Below are 17,394 nucleotides of genomic sequence, written 5' to 3'. Positions count from 1 at the left end.
CCATGTCCGACCTCTTCGCCGCCGATCCCACGGAAACCGACAAGGCCCGTCCGCTAGCCGACCAGTTGCGGCCCCGTGGGCTCGACGAGGTTATTGGGCAGACCCATCTGCTCGGCGAGGGCGGTACCTTGCGCCGGATGCTGGCTTCCGGCCGGCTGGGCTCCCTTATCCTGTGGGGTCCGCCGGGGACGGGCAAGACCACGGTGGCGAGGCTTTTGGCGGACCAGATCGGCTACCGGTTCGAGCAGATATCGGCGATCTTTTCCGGTGTTGCTGACCTCAAAAAGGTGTTCGAGAAGGCGCGGTTCGAGCGGTTGTCCGGCCACCGGACGCTTCTGTTTGTCGACGAAATCCATCGGTTCAACCGGGCGCAGCAGGACAGTTTCCTGCCGGTCATGGAGGACGGAACTGTTGTTCTGGTTGGCGCCACCACCGAGAACCCGTCATTCGAGCTCAATGCGGCCCTGCTGTCGCGCAGCCAGGTGTTGCGGTTCGAGTCGCTGGGGCGGGACGATCTCGAAAATCTCCTGGGGCGGGCGGAAGAGCTGTTGGGCGCCTCGCTGCCGCTAGAAGAGGGCGCGCGCGAAACGCTGCTTGGGCTCGCAGATGGCGACGGGCGGGCTCTGTTGGGGCTGGTCGAGGAAATCCTGGCTTCGGCACAGCCTGACGAAACGCTGGATGCCACGAGCCTCCTAACTGTCGTTCAGCGCCGGGCGCCGATCTACGACAAGGCACAGGATGGGCACTACAATCTGATCTCGGCGCTGCACAAGACCATTCGGGGTTCGGACCCGGATGCGGCGCTCTACTATTTCGCGCGTATGCTTGATGCGGGCGAGGATCCGCTGTTCCTTGCCCGGCGCCTCATTCGCATGGCGTCCGAGGATGTCGGCCTGGCCGATCCGCAGGCGCTGCAACTCGCTATTGCCGGGCGCGACGCCTATCAGATGCTGGGGTCGCCCGAGGGCGAGTTGTCGCTGGCGCAGGTCGTGGTGTATCTGGCGCTCGCGCCCAAATCGAACGCGGTCTATACCGCCTACAAGGCGGCGGTGTCGGTCGCCAAATCCACGGGCTCGCCCACCCCTCCCATGGTCATCCTCAATGCGCCGACGAAGATGATGAAGGGGCAGGGCTATGGCGAGGGCTATATCTACGACCACGACACGCCCGAGGCCTTTTCGGGCCAGGAATACTTCCCCGAGAAAATCGGCCGGCAGGACTTCTACCACCCGGTTGAGCGGGGTTTTGAGCGGGATCTGCGCAAGCGAATGGACTATTTCGCGCGGCTGCGGGCGGCCAAAAATGGTGATGGGTCAGGGGACTAGAACATGCAGGCATATCTGTTGGTGGGCTTGGGTGGCGCCCTCGGTGCTGCTGCCCGCTACGGCATTTCCAGCCTGATCGGCCGCGCATGGTCGACCGGCTTTCCACTGGCAACACTGGTGGTCAATATCGCAGGTTCCTTTTTCATGGGCGTCCTGATCGGCCTTCTGGCGCGGACGATGCCCCAAATGGCCTACGAAATCAGGCTCTTCGTTGCCGTGGGGCTTTTGGGTGGGTTCACAACCTTCTCGTCCTTTTCGCTCGACACGATTGTTCTGATTGAGCGCGGCGAACTGGCGCAAGCGCTATTCTATATCGGCATGTCCGTTGTGATTTGCCTTGCCGGCCTATATCTCGGTCTGCTGATAACCAGAGGTGCGGCATGAGTGGCGTTCAACATCGTGAAGTGGCGGCGGATGATGATGGCGTGCGCCTCGACCGCTGGTTCGCCCGGCATTACCCGCAACTGGGCTTCGGTCGCCTGCAAAAGCTCATTCGAAACGGCGAGGTGCGGGTCGACAAGGCCAAGGTGCAGACCAGTACGCGCCTCAACGAAGGGCAGATTGTCCGCATTCCGCCGATCGATGACGCCGACACCGTTCGCCCGTTCAAGGTCAATGAGCAGGACGTCCGCTTTCTCAAGGACATCATCCTCTACGAGGACGACGATCTCTATGTCTTCAACAAGCCGCATGGCCTGGCCGTGCAGGGTGGTAGCGGCACGGTGCGGCACATGGACGGGCTGTTGAAGAACCTGCCGAACAAGCAGGGCGAGGCGCCGCGCCTGGTGCACCGGCTTGATCGCGACACCTCGGGCTGCCTGGTTGTCGCCAAGACAGCCGCCGCCGCCAAGCATTTTGGTTCGGTGTTCCGTTCGCGTTCTGCCCGCAAGATCTATTGGGCCCTGGTGGCGGGTAATCCGACGCCGCGTCAGGGTGAGATTTCCTGTTTCCTCGCCAAGCAGCAGACGACCGATGGCGAACAGATGGTCGTGGTGCGCAATGGGGCGCATGGGGCCGTTCACTCCTCCAGCTATTACTCAACCACCGATACGGCCAGCCGGCGTTTCGCATGGGTGACGCTGAAGCCGGTAACCGGCCGCACGCACCAGTTGCGCGTGCACATGGCGCAGTTGGGGACGCCGATCATCGGCGATCCGCGCTATTTCAACATCGAGAACTGGCAGCCGGCGCCAGGCCTGGGCGAGGGGCTGCATCTGCATGCCCGCCGCATTGCGCTGCCCCTGCGCAATGGAAAAAGGCTCGATATTTCAGCGCCTTTACCGCCGCATATGCGCGAAAGCTGGGATGCATTGGGCTTTGATGCGGACCGCTATGATGCGCAAAATACCGATCCCGAGGACGGCGCATGAAGCTGATCATGTTCGACATGGACGGGACGCTGATCGACACGGCGTCACTGATCGCCGAGCATATGGCGACGACCTTTTCGGAAGCCGGGCTGAGTGCGCCTTCGCCGGAGCGGGTGCGGCGGATCATCGGCCTTAGCCTGCCGCAGGCCATGCTGCGCCTTTTGGGCACGGATGACGTGGCTCTGGCTGAGAAACTGGCCACGGCCTATCGGGCCCACTACCGCGCTTCGCTGGTGGCTGCAGAGGGCCGGGAAGGCCTGTTTCCCGGGGCGCGGGAGGCGATTGTCGAACTGGCTGCGAGGGACGATATCGTCCTTGGCATCGCCACCGGCAAGGGGCTTGCCGGCGTGCATCGCCTGACGCAACTGCATGATATTGCGCAGTTTTTCTCGACGCTGCAGACGCCGGACCACAATCCATCCAAGCCGCATCCGGCCATGATGGAGCGGGCGATGGCCGAGACCGGCGCCCGGAGGGAGCGGACGGTTATCATTGGCGATACGACTTTCGACATGGAAATGGGCAAAGCCGCGGGCACGAAAACCATTGGCGTTACATGGGGTTATCACCACGCGAATGAGTTGACCGGGGCGGGTGCAGACATTCTTGTCAGCGCCTATGCCGACCTGCCTGCGGCGATCGACACGGTTCTGGAGACCTGACATGCGTGATCAGCTTGAAGAAGCACACCGGCATCGGGACGATGGCTATGGTCGGGCACAGCATCTGAACCGGGTGGAATTGCCCAAGCGGTTTTACAAGCAGGTGGACGTGGCACGCCTCGAAAACGGGTTTGCGGTGACGCTGGATGGGCGGCAGGTCCGGACCCCGGGGAAGAAAATTCCCGTTTTGGTAGAAGCACTTGATACCGCCCAGGCGATGGCTGCCGAGTGGGCCGGGCAGGGTGAGTTCATCGATCCTGGCACCATGCCCATGGTGCGTCTGGTCAATTCGGCGGTGGAGAGCGGCGATGAACTGATCCCGGCTTTCCGGGCCGAGATCATCAAATTCGCCGGCAATGACCTCCTGCTCTACCGGGCCGATTCTCCCCAGGAACTGGTCGCCGAACAGGACCGGATCTGGGACGGGGCGCTGGTCAAGCTGGCACGCCATTTCGAGGTGGCCTTCCAGCCGACCATTGGCATCCTGCATCAGGCGCAGCCCGATAACACCTTGCAAAAACTCGATAAATCGCTCGACGGTCTAGGGCTGCATCTGCTGACGGCGCTTGTTTCCTTGACCGGGTTGACCGGATCTGGACTGCTGACCATTGCGCTCTACAACAAGCTGCTGACCGCCGATGACGTGTGGACGGCGGCGCATCTGGACGAAGATTTCCAGATCCGGCAGTGGGGTGAGGACGAAGAGGCCAGCGAGCGGCGGGCGAAGCGCCGGGTCGAGTTCGACACGGCCGTGCGCCTGATGGAAGCCCTGCGCCAGGGGTGATTTGGTTAGCGCATTGCTAGCGTTTGCGACTGTGCCCTGTGAATGATCCAGTCGGCGGTTTCAGGCGAAATTTCCCGCAATGGCAAGAGAACGAAGTCACGTTCATGCGCAAACCGGTGTGGTAACACCAGCTTGGCGGATTCCACTTCCAGCCGCTCATAGGCGATGATGTCGATATCTATGAGGCGCGGGCCCCAGACTTCGTGGCGCACTCGGCCCATTTCCCGTTCGATGTCGAGGCAGACGTGCAGCAGGTCAACCGGCGCCAGGCTGGTTTCGACCGTCGCGGCCATATTGGCGAAATCGGGCTGATCGGTCTTGCCCCAGGCGGGGGTGCGGATGACTGCCGATTGCGCGGTGACGGCTATCTGCGCGTGAGTGTCGAGGCGGTCGATGGCGTCTGCGAGCTGCGCGGCCGGATCGCCGATATTGGCGCCGAGGCTGAGCCAGGCCGTGGCCATCACTGCGGCCTCACGCGGTGGAGTTCGACGGCGGCTTCGCCCCGCACCATGGCAATCGGCGCTTCGGGCTTGCGGACACGGACGATGATCCAGTCGATATCAGCGAAGGCGGCGAACAGGGCCGTCGCGATGTTCTGGGCCAGGGCCTCGATGAGCTTGGTCCGCTGGCCTTCGAAGGTGGCTTTCACCACATCGTAGATGTCGGCATAGGAGACCGTCTTGCCGATCTCGTCGGTCCTGGCGGGGGCGGAGAGGTCCACCCCGCATTGCAGGTCGATCAGGAAGCGCTGCCCCAGCTTGGCTTCCTCGCTGAACAGGCCGTGATAGCCGTAAAACCCAAGATCGTTGAGGATGATACGGTCGCCGGTGAAGGGTGCGGTCATGAGACGCTCCTGGCTTCATTGAGGAGGAAACGGGGGTTCCCGCTTTCGCGGGAATGACCCGGGGTTGGGGCGGCCTTCGCCGGGGTGACTGTCAGTGAAGAGGCCGCTCCGTCGCGCAAAGGTCTCGCGCCATCATTGTTCGGTCGGACCATACATGGTTGCTTCGGCGACGCGAAGGGCGTCGCGGTTGGGCGCAACGTCGTGAACGCGAAATATGTGGCCGCCATGCTCGTAGCCCTGCACGGTGGTCGCAATGGTGCCAGCCAGGCGCTCGGCCGGCTGATTGTCCAGTATCTTTCCGATCATGGATTTTCGCGAGGTGCCCACCAGAATTGCATTGTTCGGGAAAGTGCCTGCGAGGTCAGGGAGTTGCCGGAGAATGCTGTAGTTTTGATTCAGGGTTTTGGTGAAGCCGAAACCGGGGTCGAGGATGACGCGGCGCGGGTCGATGCCGGCATTGGAGGCGATAGACAGCGTGTGCTTGAACCAGGTGATCATGGACGGCATGGGATCGGTTTCTGCGCTCCAGTCGCGGTCCCAGTGCATGGCGATGACAGGCACATCCATGATCGCCGCAATCTCGGCCATTTCGGGGGCGCCCTGCAGCCCATTGACGTCGTTGATGATATCCGCGCCGGCCTCGATCGCCTGATGCGCCACAAGGGGCTTCATGGTGTCGATGGAGATGGGAGCCGAAATCCCGGCGGCACGGATGGCGTCGATAACCGGCAGGACGCGGTCCAGTTCCTCCTGGACGGGGACCGGCTCAGCACCCGGCCTGGTGCTCTCGCCGCCGATATCGATGATGTCCGCCCCCTCGTCGAGCATTCTGCGGGCCTGGGCGAGGGCAGCGTCGACGCGATTGTGGGTGCCGCCATCGGAAAAACTGTCTGGGGTGACATTGAGGATGCCCATGACCAGGGCCCGGCGGCCGAGCACAAGCGGGGGGCGGTTGCGCAGGCGAATGGTGTGGCTGGTGTGCATGGCGGCTCCGATGGGTCCGGCAGCTTGGGCCCCGAACTGCCACGGTGGGCATCCTCCGGCTTTACTCGAGGGGGGCGCTTGGGTTGCCATTAGGAAGTAAAGAGCCCTCTGGTCAAGCCCGGCGTGACGAAGGGTGGGTGGTGAGTTTACCCCCTCCCTAGCTACGCTATGGCCTGGCGGCCTAGCTTCGCTACCCTCCCCACAAGGGGGAGGGTGAAGTTGGCGCGCTCGCCAATGGGGCTGCTTGATCCTCACCCCCTCCTAGCGACGCCAGGTTGCTCCGCAACCAAGCTCTGCTACCTCCCCCTTGGGAGGGGGAGGTGGTGCCCCACCCAACAAGCGTCGACGCTAGCCGTGGCGGCGGGCCTCGAGGAGCGATTTCAGCACCAGGGTGACAATGGCGATCAGGGTTAGGGTCGAGGCGGCGGCGAAAGCGCCGGTGGTGTTGAAGTCGTTGAAGAGCAGGTTGATCTGGAGGGGCAGGGTATTGGTCTGGCCGCGAATGGCGCCGGAGACAACCGAGACGGCGCCAAACTCGCCCATGACGCGGGCATTGGTCAGGATGGCGCCGTAGAGCAGGGCCCAGGAGATATTGGGTAGGGTCACGTGCCAGAACATCTGCCAGCCATTGGCGCCCAGCGAGAGGGCGGCTTCCTCGTCTTCGGTGCCCTGCTGGCTCATCAGGGGAATGAGTTCGCGGGCGGCAAAGGGCGCAGTGACAAAGAGGCTCACGAGGACGATGGCCAATGGCGTGAACATGACCTGGAGGTTGTTGGCCTGCAGCGTGGGGCCGAGCAGGCCCTGGCCGCCATAGAGGAACAGATAGACCACCCCGGCGACGATGGGGCTCATGGAGGCGGGCAGTTCGATGAAGCTGATCAGCAATTGCCGGCCGCGAAAGCGGAACCGGGTCACCAGCCAGGCAAGGGCGGCGCCGACCGTCAGGTTGATGGGAACGACGATGAGCGCCGTCATTACAGTCAGCCAGACGGCGTGCAGGGTGTTGGGCTCGATGATGTTGGCGAGGTAAGTGCCGAAGCCTTCGCGCAGGGCGAAGGAGAAGATAAGCGCCAGGGGCACGACAAGGATGACGATGGCCAGGACGAGTGCCAGGGCGATCAGCGCAAGTTCACCGATGGAGCGGGCAGGGCGGGCCATCAGGCGCTCCTGTCCGCATAGCGCGTCTGCCACGCTGCCAGGGCATTGGTGGCGACCAGTGTGAGGAAGGCGACGAGCAGCAGCACGAAGGCGAGGGCAGCCGCGGCCTCGTAATTGTATTCGTCGAGCCGGATATAGATCAGCAGCGGCACGATTTCGGTGACGCCCGGCAGGTTGCCGGCGATGAAGACCACGGCACCAAACTCTCCCAGCGAGCGCGCGAAGGACAGCACGCAGCCGCCGATGAAGGCGGGAAGGATGGCCGGCCAGATGACGCGGGTGAAGGTTTGCCATGAGCTCGCGCCCAGGGTGCGGGCGGCAGCTTCGAGGCTTTCGTCGAGATCTTCGAGCACGGGCTGCACGGAGCGGACGACGAAGGGAATGGAAGTGAAGGCCATGGCGGCAACAATGCCGAGCTGGGTGTAGTTCACCTTGAGACCATTGGGCTCGAGAAACTGGCCATACCAGCCGGTATTGGCGAACAGGGTGACGAGCACCAGGCCGGCAACGGCCGTGGGCAGGGCGAAGGGCAGGTCGACCAGCGCGTCGAGAATGCGCCGGCCGGGAAAACGGTAGCGGGTGAGCACCCAGGCGAAGAGCAGGCCGACCACGCCATTGATCAGCGTGGCATAAAGGGCCGAGGTGAAGGTGATCTGATAGGCGGCGAGGGCGCGGCGCGAGGAAATGATGCGCCAGAACTCCGGCAGACCCATGCCGGCCAGTTTGAGCAGCATGGCGGCAATCGGCAGCAGGATGATGAGGGTGATGTAGAACAGGGACACCCCCATGGTCAGGCCGAAACCTGGAAGCAGATGCTTGCTGCGCGCTCTGGGCATGGCTGGCTCCGGCGTCTTGGCGGCTGACGTCTCGATTTTTGCGCATCCCTCCCCTTGATGGGGAGGGAACGAGAGAGGGGTGGGTAGGGGCACGGTCCGCGCGTCCCAGTCACCCCACCCCAGCTTCGCTATGGCCTGCGGCCTAGCTGCGCTACCCTCCCCATCAAGGGGAGGGAGTGCAGGAGCCTCGGCTCCAGATGCCTTGGGCTACTGGTTGACAAAAACCTGATCGAGCAGGCCGCCTTCGGCGAAATGCTCTTCGGAGACCTTTGCCCAGCCGCCAAAGGCGTCTTCGACGGTGACGAGGCGCACTTCAGGGAAGCGATCGGTGAACTCGGTGGCCACTGTCTCGTCGTTCACCCGGTGATTGCGCTCGGCGGCAATGCGCTGGCCATCGGTCGAGTAGATGAAATCGAGATAGGCCTTGGCCAGATCGCGGCTGCCGCGATTGTCGACGACCTTGTCGACGATGGCGACGGGGAACTCGGCCAGAAGGCTCACCGAGGGGACTACCGCCTGATACTGGTCGGCGCCCAGCAGGTCGACGGCGCTGAGCACTTCGGCCTCGAAGGTGATGAGGACGTCGCCAAGCTGGCGCTCGGTAAAGGCAGTGGTGGCGCCGCGGCCGCCGGTCTCGAAGACAGGCACGTTGAGGAAGACCTGGGTGAGGTATTCGGCCACCTTGTCCTGATCGCCACCGAACTCTTCATTGGCCCAGGCGCGGGCAGCCAGATAGGTGTAGCGCGCATTGCCCGAGGTCTTAGGATTGGGGAAGATCACCGCAACGTCGTCGCGGGCCAGATCGGCCCAGCCGGCGATGTTCTTGGGGTTGCCGGCGCGCACGAGGAAGGCCGGCAGCGAATAGAAGGGCGAGGCATTGTTGGGGAATTCGCCCTGCCAGTCGTCGGACACAAAGCCGCCCTCGACCAGCTTTTCGATATCGGTCACCTGATTGAAGGTGACGACGTCGGCCTGCAGGCCTTCGAGGATGGCCCTGGCCTGCGTCGAGGAGCCGGCATGGGACTGGTTGACGGTGACAGCCACGCCATTGGCGGCCTCATAGGCGGGGATGAAAGCGCCGTTCTCGGCCTCGAACAATTCACGGGCGATGTCGTAGGAGGCGTTGAGGATGTCGGTGGGCTGGGCCAGGGCCGGGGTGGACAGGAGGGCGAGGCCGGCCACTGCGGAAACGAAGAGTTTATTCATGACGACGCAATTCCATCGGTTCAGTCGAGTTGAGACGTGATGCGATGGCCGTGAGCGCCGCGTAAAGCGCTAAATGCTTGCTTCGGATGAGTAATTTACGAGGCTTGGGGCGCCTGAAAAGACGTTGCGCGGTCTGCCGGTCTGACGCCAATTCCTTCCGGCGGGTCACCGGCTGCCCGGGGGCAGCCGGCAGGATTTAGCGCCTTACAGCGCGGGCGATCGCGATGATGATGCAGGCGCCGAGGAAGCCTGCGATCAGGTAGCCGAGCCAGCCGCCGAACGAAATGCCCAGCAGGCCGAAAATCAGGCTGGCGACAATAGCGCCGACAATGCCCAGAAGGACATTCATCAGCACGCCGCCACCCGAATTCATGAACCGGCTGGCGAGCCAGCCCGCAAGTCCACCAATCAGAATGGCCGCAAGCCAGCCTACTCCGTCAAAACCCATAATGCTTCCTCCTCGCAAACTGAGTCTATCGACAGGACCAGCGTCTCACAGTGGACGGAAAACGCAAGAACGGTTCGGGCTGCTGAAGAGGGCAGCGATCAGAAGGGCCAGACGATCATGAGGGCGGGTACGCCGACCAGCACCACCAGGATCGACAGGGGCAGGCCGAGGCGCCAATAATCGCCGAAGCGGTAGCCGCCCGGCGCCATGACCAGGGTATTGCTCTGGTGGCCGATGGGCGTGAGGAAATCGCAGCCGGCGCCGATGGCCACGGCCATCAGGAAGGCTTCGGGGCTATAGCCGAGACCCGTTGCGAAGGCGGCAGCGATGGGGGCCATGACCAGAACGGTCGCGGCATTGTTGAGGAAAGGCGTGACCGCCATTGCCGCCAGCATGATGAGGGCGAGCGCGCCCCAGCCGGGCAGGGTGGAGGCGGTGACGGTCAGCCAGTTGGCGACGAGATCGGTGGCGCCGGTCTGCTGCAGGCTTTCGCTGACCGGGATCAGGCAGGCGAGCATGACCAGGATGGGCCCATCGATCTGGGTATAGACATCGCGCAGGGGCAGGGCGCGGGTGACGATCATCAGCCCGGCCGCGGCGAAAAAGGCGGGGGCTACGGGAATGATGCCGAACGCAGTTGCCGCCATGGCGATGAGCAGGATGGACAGCGGAAGCAGGCCGTTGCGGACGCTGCCCAGCTTTAGCCCGCGCTCGACCAGCGGCAGGCAATCCCATTCGCGCAGTAGTTCCGGAATGCGCTGCAGATGGCCCTGCAGCAGGATGACGTCGCCGTTCTGGAAGCGGATTTGTCCCAAGCGCTCGGTGAAGCGCTGGTCGCGGCGGGAAATGGCGAGAATATTGAGGCCCGTGCGATCGAACAGGGTCAATTCCTGGGCGCTGGCGCCGATGAGGGCCGAACTCTCGCCGACAATGGCTTCGATGACCCCGACATTGCCGCTGTCCTTGGCCGCGCCGCCGCGCCGCGACGCGAAGGACAGGCCGGACTGGCTGACCATTTTGTCGAGGGCCTCGGGTTCGCCTTCGATCAGGAGGATATCGCCGGATCGCAGGGTTGCGTCGGGGAATGGCGTGCGGCGACCGCCGGCGGCGCTGACAATACCGGTGATCATCGCGGCGCCATCGGTGATGGCCTGCAGTTCGCCCACGGTCATGCCGATAGCCGAACTTTCGTGTCCGACATGAGCTTCTGTCGTGTAATTCTTGATTTCAATGGCTTTATCCATGCCGACACTGGTGCGCTCGCGCTCCGGCAGCAGCCAATAGAACAGGGCCAGGAAGACGATGCCGACAGCGGCGAGGATGGCGCCGACGGGGGTGAAGTCGAACATGGTGAAGGCGGTGCCGGTCAGCTCCTGGCGCACGCCGGAAACGATGATATTGGGCGAGGTGCCGATCTGGGTCATCAGCCCGCCAAGCAGGGAGCCGAAGGCCATGGGCATGAGGAACATCGAGGGCGAGACGCCTGATTTACGCGCCATCTGGAAGGCGATGGGCATCATGATGGCGAGGGCGCCGATGTTTTTCACGAAGGCCGACAGGACGGTGACGATGGTGACGAGCACGATCAACTGCAGGCGCGGGCTGGTCAGATTGGGGGCATAGCGCCGGATGGCCAGTTCCATGATGCCGGAGCGCGCGACGGCGGCGCTGACCACCAGCGCGCTGCCGACAATGATGACGATATCGTTGGAAAAGCCCGAAAAGGCGTTCTCCGTGGGGACGATGCCCAGAAGCAGGCCGGTGAGAAGGGCGCAGACGGCCACCAGATCATAACGCCAGCGACCGGAGATAAAGGCAACCATCATGCCGGCGATGACAAGAAAGGCGAGGATCTGCTGAAGTGTCATCGGGGACTCCGAGGGTGAACCATCACAACGCGCTTGTCGGGAAGATGGTGGCGTCGGGCAAGGATTTATTTCTGACGCCGGATTTGCACCGAGGTCTCGGTTGGGCGCATGGTGGCCATGGGAGAACGCGCATGAAAACCCTGCATACCACACTTGGCCCCTATGAGCGGGGGCAGCTCGGACTGATCCTGCCCCATGAACATGTGTTCGTCGACCTCAGGACCCCGGACCAGCCGGGCTATGCACAGGCGGATGCCGCCGACGTGGTGCGGCTAATGGCGCCGCAGATCGAGGCGATCAAGGCGCAGGGCGTGACGGCACTGGTTGAATGTTCGACGGGCGGGGTCGGGCTGCGCGTGGATATCGACCTGGCCGTGTCGCGGGCGACGGGCCTGCCGATCGTGGTGCCGACGGGGAATTACCGGGAGCCGTGGATACCGGACTGGGTGCGTGAGGCCAGCGCCGACGAACTCGAGCGTTGGATGGTGAAGGAACTGACAAAGGGCGTGGGGACGACGGGTGTCGTGGCCGCCTGGATCAAGATCAGCGCCGGAGATGACGGGATCACGCCGCTCGAAGCGCGGATATTGCGGGCGGCGGCACGCGCCTCGGCCGCGACTGGGGCGTTGATCGGATCGCATACGATCAAGGGGCGCGTGGTGCTCGACCAGCTCGATATCATCGCGGACGAAGGGGGATCGGCAAGCCGGTTCCTGTCAATTCATACGCAGCAAGAGCAGGATTTCGGGCTGCACAGGGCCGTGTATGACCGGGGCGCGTGGATCGAATTCGACCATGTCGGGCGGGCACCCGATGCAGAGGTTCTGGCGCTGGTGACGCGGGCGCTGGAGGCAGGGCAGGGCGAGCGGCTGCTGCTCAGCCACGACCGGGGCTGGTACGACCCGGCCAAACCGGGCGGCGGGACGCCCATGCCCTATACTCATCTGGTCGACAGCTTCCTCCCGGCGCTGCGGCGGGCGGGTGTGGATGAGGCGACCATTACGCGGCTGACTCATGACAACCCGTTCGCGGCGTTCGCGCGGTAGGGGTCTGTGGTTCCCGCATTTGTGCTGCCCTCGGACTTGATCCGAGGGCCTGTTGCAACAATCACGATGGTGGAGGGTGGCCCTCGGGTCGGGCCCGAGGGCAGCGTGGTGTGGGGGATGGGCGTGGTGCGCGCGCGTTGAGAAGAGTGTTGCCAGCCATTCAGGCGCAGCCTTCATGGCCGCCTCACCTCCAACTGCTCCACTGGAGCATCTGGCCCATAGGGACGGTTCGAAGCCCCTCACCCCAGCTTTGCCAGGTCGCTGCGCTTCCGGCGACGCTACCCTCTCCCCGGAGGGGCGAGGGGGCGCAGGGGCACGGGTTCAACAGGTCAGGACTCCTTGTGAATGGAGTACCATCTAGCCCCGACATTTTTGCTGCCCTCGGACTTGATCCGAGGGCCTGCTGCAATGAACACGATGGTGGAGGGTGGCTCTCGGGTCAGGCCCGAGGGCAGCGTGGTGTGGGGATGGGCGCGGTGAGCGCGCGTTGAGAAGAGTGTTGCCAGCGATTCAGGCGCAGCCTTCATGGCCGCCTCACCTCTAACTGCTCCACTGGAGCAGCTGGCCCATAGGGACGGTTCGAAGCCCCTCACCCCAGCTCTGCCAGGTCGCTTCGCTTCCGGCGTCGCTACCCTCTCCCCGGAGGGGCGAGGGGGCGCAGGGGCACGGGGTTCAGCAGGTCAGGACTCCTTGTGAATGGAGTACCATCTTGCCCCGACATTTGCGCTGCCCTCGGACTTGATCCGAGGGCCTGCTGCAATGAACACGATGGTGGAGGCTGGCCCTCGGGTCAGGCCCGAGGGCAGCGTGGTGTGGGGGATGGGCGTGGTGCGCGAGGGGCGTAGTGAGGAAAGGGCCTGGTGAGGAAAGGGCTGCCGACCTTTCGGGCACAGCCTTCCTGTCCTCACCTCTAACTGTTCCACTGGAGCAGTTGGCCCATAGGGACGGTTCGAAGCCCCTCACCCCAGCTTTGCCAGGTCGCTTCGCTTCCGGCGACGCTACCCTCTCCCCGGAGGGGCGAGGGGGCGCAGGGGCACGGGGTTCAGCAGGTCGGGACTCGTTGTGAATGGAGTACCATCTAGCCCCGACATTTTTGCTGCCCTCGGACTTGATCCGAGGGCCTGCTGCAATGAACACGATGGTGGAGGGTGGCCCTCGGGTCAGGCCCGAGGGCAGCGTGGTGTGGGGGATGGGCGTGGTGCGCGAGGGGCGTAGTGAGGCAAGGGCCTGGTGAGGAAAGGGCTGCCGACCTTTCGGGCACAGCCTTCATGTCCTCACCTCTAACTGCTCCACTGGAGCAGCTGGCCCATAGGGACGGTTCGAAGCCCCTCACCCCAGCTTTGCCAGGTCGCTTCGCTTCCGGCGACGCTACCCTCTCCTCGGAGGGGCGAGGGGGCGCAGGGGCACGGGGTTCAGCAGGTCGGGACTCGTTGTGAATGGAGTACCATCTAGCCCCGACATTTTTGCTGCCCTCGGACTTGATCCGAGGGCCTGCTGCAATGATCACGACGGTGGAGGGTGGCCCTCGGGTCAGGCCCGAGGGCAGCGTGGTGTGAGGGATGGGCGTGGGCAATTTGGCGCGATGCCGGGGCTCGTCCTGAAATCCGGAGATGGATCCCGGCCTGCGCCGGGATGACATCGGGGCAGGCCGGAATGTACGTGTCTGAGACAGGCCGGTCAGGCTGATGCGGGTTCGGCGAAGAGGTCGTATTCGTCGTTGTCGGTGACGGTCACCGAGACGATGTCGCCGATCTTGATATTGGTCGCCTTGTCGATGATGACCTGACCGTCGATTTCCGGCGCGTCCCACTTGGAGCGGGCGATGGCGCGGTTCTGTTCGGGGCGGACGTCATCGACGATGACGTCGATGGTGCGGCCGACCTTTTTCTGCAGCTGGTGGAAGGAGACGTTCTGCGACACCTCCATGAGCTGGGCGAAGCGCTCTTCCTTGACCTCGTCGGGCACGACGCCTTCGAGTTCGTTGGCGGTGGCGCCGGTGACGGGCTCATATTTGAAGCAGCCGGCGCGGTCGATTTCGGCCTCCTCGATGAAATCGAGCAGCATTTCGAAATCTTCTTCCGTCTCGCCGGGGAAGCCGACGATAAAGTTGGACCGCACGGTCAGGTCCGGAACCTGGCGCTTCCAGTCGAGGATGCGGTTGAGGGTCTTTTCCTGATGCGCGGGGCGGCGCATGGCCTTGAGCACCTTGGGAGACGCGTGCTGGAAGGGAATGTCGAGATAGGGCAGGACGAGGCCTTCGGCCATCAGTTCCATGACCGGATCGACATGGGGATAGGGATAGACATAGTGCAGGCGCACCCAAGCGCCGAGTTCACCCAGTTCCTTGGCGAGATCGTAGAACTTGGCCTTCACCTCGCGGCCGCGATATTTGCTGGTCGCATATTTGATATCGAGGCCGTAGGCGCTGGTGTCCTGGGAAATGACCAGCAATTCCTTGACGCCGGAGCGGATAAGGCCCTCGGCCTCGGACAGGATGCCGGCGGCCGGGCGCGAGGCGAGATCGCCCCTGATCTGGGGAATGATGCAGAAGGAGCAACGGTTGTTGCAGCCCTCGGAAATTTTCAGATAGGCGTAGTGACGCGGGGTCAGCTTGAGCCCGCTTTCCGGGACCAGGTCGACGAAGCGGTTGGGTACGGGCGGCAGGTGGTCATGCACCGCCGAGACGACGCTTTCGTACTGATGCGGGCCGGTGATGGCGAGGACCGAGGGGTGGGTCTCGCGGATGAGGTTTTCCTCGACGCCCAGGCAGCCGGTGACGATGACCTTGCCGTTTTCGTTGAGCGCCTCGCCGATGGCTTCAAGGCTTTCCTGCTTGGCGCTGTCGAGGAAGCCGCAGGTGTTGACGAGAACGATGTCGGCGCCGGCATAGTCGCGGCTGAACGAATAGCCCTGCGCCCGCAGCGTGGTCATGATGCGTTCGCTATCGACGAGTGCCTTGGGGCAGCCGAGGCTGACGAGGCCGATTTTGGGCGCCTGATTCATGCGCGTGCAAGGTCCAGAATTGGAGTGGATGGCGCGTCATACAGAAAGTCGGGCGGTTACGCAATGTGACTGCCCTTCCGGACAGGCGGGGCTGACCTGTGCTGAGCGGTGAACACGCGAACTTGAATGTTTCCACCTGCCGAACAGAGCATCCGAAATTTCGCCGATTTTTCTGTCCAGGCAATTGCCGGTAGCCATATCGGCTCCGACGCCGATTCCGGCGCAGTCTCAAGGAACTCACATGACCGATCGTCTCTCCGCTTACGCGCCGCAGGCTCTGGCCGTTCTGCGCATCGTCGCCGCATTGCTGTTCATTCTTCATGGCACGCAGAAGCTGTTCGGCTTCCCCGCCACCGAAATGCAGCCGCCCCTGATGAGCCTTTTCGGTGCCGCAGGCGTCATCGAACTCATCGGTGGCCTGCTGATCCTGGTCGGTTTCTACAGCCGCATCGCCGCCTTCATCGCCTCGGGCACCATGGCCGTGGCCTATTGGATGGTTCATGCGCCGGGCAGCCTCTATCCCACCAATAATGGTGGCGACGCGGCTATCCTGTTCTGCTTCGTGTTCCTGTACCTGGTGTTTTCCGGTCCGGGCGCATGGGCCGTGAACCGCAAGTAAGCGCATTTGCCCGGCTGACCGGGCCTTAACGCCAATGAAGCTGGACCAGGTCTATGGCCTGGGCCAGCTTTTCGTCGACGATATGCAGATATTGCGTCCAGTCGGCGAGTTGGGTGGCATCCTCCTTGCCATCCGAGATGCCGCGTAGGGCGAGCACGGGAACCCCAAAACCCATAGAGGCGCGCAGCACCGCATAGGTCTCCATATCGACCATGTCCTCGGCAAGGGCGTCATAGGCCTGGCCCGAGACGACATTGGCACCCGTGGACAGCGAGGCCGGCTTGAGGCCAGGCACCAGCGGGGCGAGGGGAAGCTTTGCCGGCAGGTTGAGGAAGGGTGTTTCGCCTTTGACGAAGCCGAAGGCGGAGGCGTCCATATCCCGATAGCTGACGGATGTTGCCTGATAGACCTCGCACTGGGCCAGCCGGCGCGACCCGGCCGAGCCGAGCGAGACGACGAGCCGGGGCAGAGCCTCGCGGCGGGCCTCCAGGAGGCGGGTGGTGGCAATGGCTGCTTCGACCGGGCCGACGCCGATGATTTCGGGGCTGATACGCGAGCGTAAATGCGGGCCGTATTCCGCGTCGGCGGCCATGAGATAGAGAATGGTCATGGCGCCGGTTCTACCACGGCTCAACCCCGCTGACAGGCCTGATCGTTACCGGTTCGGTAACCGCCGTGTGACAAATTGAACTATGGGCCGCGCCCTTTGGCGGCTGGCCCCTGGACAAAGGCAAATGCGGTTCGCGGAGATCGGGTCTTCTAGAGAGTGGAGCGAGGCGCGGGACAGATCGGGGGTGCAGCGCACCATGATCGGCCCCGCACAGGTGGAGGCGGAAGCCCGCCGCCGCAAGACCATGCTCCGTGTCGATGAGTGGCAGTTGCGGGCCTATGTCACGGGGCGCCCGGTGCCCGACCGCATCGTGCAATTATGCGAACAGATCGACTTCGCCGCCCGGGCGCTGGCCACCATGTCGGTGATCCCCGCAGACTATGCCGACGATCTTTACTGGCCGCAGATCTGGTAGAGGGCGGCGCCGCTGTCAGGCGGCCTTCTTGACGCGGGGCGCGCGCTTGCGCACGGGCTTGATGAGGGCTGCGGCTTCGGCCGCGATTTCGCTCACGGCGCGGAACCAGAATGACTGATCCATGCCATCAGGACGGCCCTCGGCCTCCCAGAGTGCATAGGCGCGCTGCTGGATCTGTTCGTGCATCGGTTTTCTCCCGTGAACTGGATGATCCGA

18 protein-coding genes and 1 pseudogene are annotated in these 17,394 nt (G+C 63.5%); 8 read left to right on the top strand and 11 right to left on the bottom strand.

The window, feature by feature from the left end; translation table 11 throughout:
- Positions 1-2: 2 nt before the first annotated feature.
- The 5 genes from KIT02_RS04415 to KIT02_RS04395 are packed head-to-tail and all read left to right on the top strand — an operon-like array spanning position 3 to position 4,141.
- A complete protein-coding gene (locus KIT02_RS04415; protein ID WP_297582734.1) occupies positions 3-1,325 on the top strand; it encodes a replication-associated recombination protein A in 1,323 nt (440 codons plus the stop codon).
- A gap of 3 nt (positions 1,326-1,328) precedes the next feature.
- Positions 1,329-1,709: a fluoride efflux transporter CrcB gene (gene crcB / locus KIT02_RS04410; RefSeq protein ID WP_297582730.1), complete on the top strand. Its 381-nt coding sequence runs from the start codon at positions 1,329-1,331 to the stop codon at positions 1,707-1,709.
- Positions 1,706-2,695: an RluA family pseudouridine synthase gene (locus tag KIT02_RS04405; protein ID WP_297582727.1), complete on the top strand. Its 990-nt coding sequence runs from the start codon at positions 1,706-1,708 to the stop codon at positions 2,693-2,695. Before crcB ends, KIT02_RS04405 begins: the two co-directional genes overlap by 4 nt.
- Complete coding sequence (locus KIT02_RS04400; protein ID WP_297582724.1) at positions 2,692-3,357, top strand: HAD-IA family hydrolase; 666 nt, start codon at positions 2,692-2,694, stop codon at positions 3,355-3,357. Before KIT02_RS04405 ends, KIT02_RS04400 begins: the two co-directional genes overlap by 4 nt.
- Position 3,358: 1 nt before the next feature.
- Entirely contained in the window at positions 3,359-4,141 is a 783-nt protein-coding gene (locus tag KIT02_RS04395; RefSeq protein ID WP_297582722.1) for an ATP12 family protein, read from the top strand.
- 5 nt (positions 4,142-4,146) lie between these two features.
- On the opposite strand, the gene folK is transcribed toward KIT02_RS04395, so the two are convergent.
- From folK to KIT02_RS04355, 8 genes are all read right to left on the bottom strand, one after another.
- On the bottom strand, positions 4,147-4,602 hold the full coding sequence (gene folK / locus KIT02_RS04390) for a 2-amino-4-hydroxy-6-hydroxymethyldihydropteridine diphosphokinase (protein ID WP_297582719.1): 456 nt from the start codon (positions 4,600-4,602) through the stop codon (positions 4,147-4,149).
- Complete coding sequence (gene folB, locus KIT02_RS04385) at positions 4,602-4,985, bottom strand: dihydroneopterin aldolase (protein WP_297582716.1); 384 nt, start codon at positions 4,983-4,985, stop codon at positions 4,602-4,604. The genes folK and folB overlap by 1 nt, the downstream gene beginning before the upstream one ends.
- A 132-nt stretch (positions 4,986-5,117) precedes the next feature.
- Positions 5,118-5,969, bottom strand: coding sequence for a dihydropteroate synthase (folP, locus tag KIT02_RS04380; RefSeq protein WP_297582713.1), 852 nt, complete (start codon positions 5,967-5,969; stop codon positions 5,118-5,120).
- A 348-nt stretch (positions 5,970-6,317) separates the two neighbouring features.
- A complete protein-coding gene (gene cysW, locus KIT02_RS04375; protein ID WP_297582711.1) occupies positions 6,318-7,127 on the bottom strand; it encodes a sulfate ABC transporter permease subunit CysW in 810 nt (269 codons plus the stop codon).
- Entirely contained in the window at positions 7,127-7,963 is an 837-nt protein-coding gene (gene cysT / locus KIT02_RS04370) for a sulfate ABC transporter permease subunit CysT (RefSeq protein ID WP_297582709.1), read from the bottom strand. Before cysT ends, cysW begins: the two co-directional genes overlap by 1 nt.
- A 207-nt stretch (positions 7,964-8,170) precedes the next feature.
- Positions 8,171-9,169: a thiosulfate ABC transporter substrate-binding protein CysP gene (gene cysP, locus KIT02_RS04365; RefSeq protein WP_297582707.1), complete on the bottom strand. Its 999-nt coding sequence runs from the start codon at positions 9,167-9,169 to the stop codon at positions 8,171-8,173.
- 196 nt (positions 9,170-9,365) lie between these two features.
- The gene (locus tag KIT02_RS04360; protein ID WP_297582705.1) at positions 9,366-9,617 is read right to left on the bottom strand and encodes a GlsB/YeaQ/YmgE family stress response membrane protein; all 252 of its coding nucleotides are present in this window, start codon (positions 9,615-9,617) and stop codon (positions 9,366-9,368) included.
- 98 nt (positions 9,618-9,715) lie between these two features.
- Positions 9,716-11,485, bottom strand: coding sequence for an SLC13 family permease (locus KIT02_RS04355; protein ID WP_297582703.1), 1,770 nt, complete (start codon positions 11,483-11,485; stop codon positions 9,716-9,718).
- Positions 11,486-11,616: 131 nt separating this feature from the next.
- Between KIT02_RS04355 and KIT02_RS04350 the strand changes: the two genes are divergently transcribed.
- Positions 11,617-12,531, top strand: coding sequence for an esterase (locus KIT02_RS04350; RefSeq protein WP_297582700.1), 915 nt, complete (start codon positions 11,617-11,619; stop codon positions 12,529-12,531).
- A gap of 1,677 nt (positions 12,532-14,208) precedes the next feature.
- Here KIT02_RS04350 and rimO read toward each other — a convergent pair.
- The gene (gene rimO, locus KIT02_RS04345) at positions 14,209-15,534 is read right to left on the bottom strand and encodes a 30S ribosomal protein S12 methylthiotransferase RimO (protein WP_297582698.1); all 1,326 of its coding nucleotides are present in this window, start codon (positions 15,532-15,534) and stop codon (positions 14,209-14,211) included.
- Positions 15,535-15,775: 241 nt separating this feature from the next.
- Between rimO and KIT02_RS04340 the strand changes: the two genes are divergently transcribed.
- On the top strand, positions 15,776-16,153 hold the full coding sequence (locus KIT02_RS04340) for a DoxX family protein (protein ID WP_297582695.1): 378 nt from the start codon (positions 15,776-15,778) through the stop codon (positions 16,151-16,153).
- 25 nt (positions 16,154-16,178) lie between these two features.
- Here KIT02_RS04340 and KIT02_RS04335 read toward each other — a convergent pair whose 3' ends face one another.
- Positions 16,179-16,763 carry a 5'-methylthioadenosine/S-adenosylhomocysteine nucleosidase gene (locus KIT02_RS04335; RefSeq protein ID WP_297582692.1) on the bottom strand — a complete coding sequence of 195 codons (585 nt, stop codon included), beginning with the start codon at positions 16,761-16,763 and terminating at the stop codon, positions 16,179-16,181.
- Between the two features lie 196 nt (positions 16,764-16,959).
- Between KIT02_RS04335 and KIT02_RS04330 the strand changes: the two genes are divergently transcribed.
- Positions 16,960-17,178 (top strand): hypothetical protein, encoded by a 219-nt coding sequence (locus tag KIT02_RS04330; RefSeq protein WP_297582689.1) that lies wholly within the window; start codon positions 16,960-16,962, stop codon positions 17,176-17,178.
- A gap of 75 nt (positions 17,179-17,253) precedes the next feature.
- Here the strand turns inward: KIT02_RS04330 and KIT02_RS04325 are convergent.
- Positions 17,254-17,364, bottom strand: a pseudogene (locus KIT02_RS04325) (DUF2934 domain-containing protein); the annotation flags it as partial.
- Positions 17,365-17,394 lie beyond the last annotated feature (30 nt).

Source organism: Devosia sp., assembly GCF_025809055.1.
In the GTDB taxonomy this organism is placed as follows: Bacteria; Pseudomonadota; Alphaproteobacteria; order Rhizobiales; family Devosiaceae; genus Devosia.
This window is presented reverse-complemented; position numbering and strand designations above follow the sequence as displayed.

Coding starts and splice junctions, on each gene's coding strand:
- KIT02_RS04415 (WP_297582734.1), top strand. CDS start 3: ATGTCCGACCTCTTCGCCGCCGATCCCACGGAAACCGACAAGGCCCGT.
- crcB (WP_297582730.1), top strand. CDS start 1,329: ATGCAGGCATATCTGTTGGTGGGCTTGGGTGGCGCCCTCGGTGCTGCT.
- KIT02_RS04405 (WP_297582727.1), top strand. CDS start 1,706: ATGAGTGGCGTTCAACATCGTGAAGTGGCGGCGGATGATGATGGCGTG.
- KIT02_RS04400 (WP_297582724.1), top strand. CDS start 2,692: ATGAAGCTGATCATGTTCGACATGGACGGGACGCTGATCGACACGGCG.
- KIT02_RS04395 (WP_297582722.1), top strand. CDS start 3,359: ATGCGTGATCAGCTTGAAGAAGCACACCGGCATCGGGACGATGGCTAT.
- folK (WP_297582719.1), bottom strand. CDS start 4,602: ATGGCCACGGCCTGGCTCAGCCTCGGCGCCAATATCGGCGATCCGGCC.
- folB (WP_297582716.1), bottom strand. CDS start 4,985: ATGACCGCACCCTTCACCGGCGACCGTATCATCCTCAACGATCTTGGG.
- folP (WP_297582713.1), bottom strand. CDS start 5,969: ATGCACACCAGCCACACCATTCGCCTGCGCAACCGCCCCCCGCTTGTG.
- cysW (WP_297582711.1), bottom strand. CDS start 7,127: ATGGCCCGCCCTGCCCGCTCCATCGGTGAACTTGCGCTGATCGCCCTG.
- cysT (WP_297582709.1), bottom strand. CDS start 7,963: ATGCCCAGAGCGCGCAGCAAGCATCTGCTTCCAGGTTTCGGCCTGACC.
- cysP (WP_297582707.1), bottom strand. CDS start 9,169: ATGAATAAACTCTTCGTTTCCGCAGTGGCCGGCCTCGCCCTCCTGTCC.
- KIT02_RS04360 (WP_297582705.1), bottom strand. CDS start 9,617: ATGGGTTTTGACGGAGTAGGCTGGCTTGCGGCCATTCTGATTGGTGGA.
- KIT02_RS04355 (WP_297582703.1), bottom strand. CDS start 11,485: ATGACACTTCAGCAGATCCTCGCCTTTCTTGTCATCGCCGGCATGATG.
- KIT02_RS04350 (WP_297582700.1), top strand. CDS start 11,617: ATGAAAACCCTGCATACCACACTTGGCCCCTATGAGCGGGGGCAGCTC.
- rimO (WP_297582698.1), bottom strand. CDS start 15,534: ATGAATCAGGCGCCCAAAATCGGCCTCGTCAGCCTCGGCTGCCCCAAG.
- KIT02_RS04340 (WP_297582695.1), top strand. CDS start 15,776: ATGACCGATCGTCTCTCCGCTTACGCGCCGCAGGCTCTGGCCGTTCTG.
- KIT02_RS04335 (WP_297582692.1), bottom strand. CDS start 16,763: ATGACCATTCTCTATCTCATGGCCGCCGACGCGGAATACGGCCCGCAT.
- KIT02_RS04330 (WP_297582689.1), top strand. CDS start 16,960: ATGATCGGCCCCGCACAGGTGGAGGCGGAAGCCCGCCGCCGCAAGACC.